Source organism: Nocardioides albidus, assembly GCF_006335005.1.
GTDB classification, from domain to species: Bacteria; Actinomycetota; Actinomycetes; order Propionibacteriales; family Nocardioidaceae; genus Nocardioides; species Nocardioides albidus.
Genome location: NZ_VDMP01000015.1, coordinates 88,361 through 89,981, shown reverse-complemented (window position 1 = coordinate 89,981; position 1,621 = coordinate 88,361). Strand labels below are relative to the sequence as shown.

2 protein-coding genes are annotated in these 1,621 nt (G+C 72.1%); one reads left to right on the top strand and one right to left on the bottom strand.

The window, feature by feature from the left end; all coding sequences use genetic code 11:
* The coding region (locus tag FHP29_RS22445) for a DUF2785 domain-containing protein (RefSeq protein ID WP_240044281.1) at positions 1-374 on the bottom strand (374 nt) is incomplete at its 3' end.
* Between the two features lie 111 nt (positions 375-485).
* On the opposite strand from FHP29_RS22445, the gene FHP29_RS03235 reads away from it, so the two are divergent.
* On the top strand, positions 486-1,621 hold a 1,136-nt coding region (locus FHP29_RS03235; protein WP_240044280.1), incomplete at its 3' end, for a histidine kinase N-terminal domain-containing protein.

Genomic DNA, 1,621 nt, shown 5'->3' with positions numbered 1-1,621 from the left:
GCGATCCGGTCGCCCCAGTGCAGCACCTTGCTCGGGGGCAGGCGCCGGACCCGGGAGTCGCGCTGGATGCACTCGGCCAGCAGCAGCACCGAGAAGCTGCGCCGGAACACGGTGTCGGTGTCACGCTCGCCCAGCCCGGGGTTGAGGCCCGCGCACATCCCGTCGCCGAGACCGGCCAGGAGGTCGTCGTACACGCCGTGCTCGATCCAGGTGGCGAGGAACGAGTAGGCCATCCCGTCGCGCACCTGCGGGTCGGGGTCGCCGAGCATCTGGGTGAGCTGGGCGGTGAGGTCGCCGAGCGAGTGGTCGGCAGGGGGGCGCCGCTCACCCTCGCGGAGGGCCTGCTGGAGGCGCGCCCAGTCCACCAACACCATCAACCCACACCCTCCGGAGCAGCCGAGCCTTCGTCCCCCAAGCCCCTATTCTGCCAAACGATCTGAAGGGACCCTAAGTCGGGAGGCACTCCTGGCGGATAAGTTTGCTCCGTGCCCTCCCTGTCCGCGATCGCCCGGCGTCACACGGACCTCGGCGAGGCCGACATCGCCTGGCTGCAGCTGATCCAGGCCGACTGGCAGGTCATCGCCGACCTCTCCTTCGCCGACCTGGTGATGTGGCTTCCCGACCGGGGTGGAGCGGGCTTCTGGGCGGGCGACCAGATGCGGCCGACGACCGGTCCGACGGCGTACGTCGACGACGTCGTGGGCACCTTCAGCGCCACGGGCCGCAAGGTGCTGGTCGACGCGGCGTACGAGCTGGGCCGGATCGCGCGCGAGGGGGATCCGGAGTGGCGCGACGACGTGCCCGTGCGGGTCGAGGCGATCCCCGTGCGCCGCGACGGCAAGGTGATCGCGGTGATCAGCCGCAACACCAACCTCCTCGGCGTGCGCACCCCGAGCCTGCTGGAGATCAACTACCTGCAGGCCGCCACCGACCTGTCGCAGATGATCGCCGCCGGGCTCTTCCCCGAGACCGGCCAGCGCAGCGACCACGCCGACTCGCCGCGGGTCGGCGACGGCTTCCTGCGGGTCGACGCCGACGGCCGGGTGATCTACGCCAGCCCCAACGCGCTCTCGACGTACCGCAAGCTCGGCCTGACCGGCGACCTCACCGGGCATCGGCTGCCCGACCTGACCCGGGAGCTGGTGCCGCCCAAGAAGCGACCCGACGAGGAGACGCTGAGCGCCGTGCTCGGCGGCCGCGCCCACCGCGACACCGAGCTCGGCACGTCCGGAGGGCCCCAGGACGGCACCGCCCTGATCGTGCGCGCGATCCCGCTGCGCCCGAAGGGCGAGCACATCGGCGCGATCATCCTGCTGCGCGACGTGACCGACCTCCGCCGGCGCGACCGGGAGCTGGTCACCAAGGACGCGACCATCCGCGAGATCCATCACCGGGTGAAGAACAACCTGCAGACCGTCGCCGCGCTGCTGCGCCTCCAGGCGCGCCGGATCGGCTCGCCCGAGGCCGCCTCGGCCCTCGAGGAGGCGGTGCGCCGGGTCGGCTCCATCGCCATCGTCCACGAGACGCTGAGCCAGGCGGTCGAGGAGACGGTCGCCTTCGACGACATCGCCGACCGGCTGGCGCGCCTGGTGGTCGACGTCGGCTCCACCACCGGCCAGGT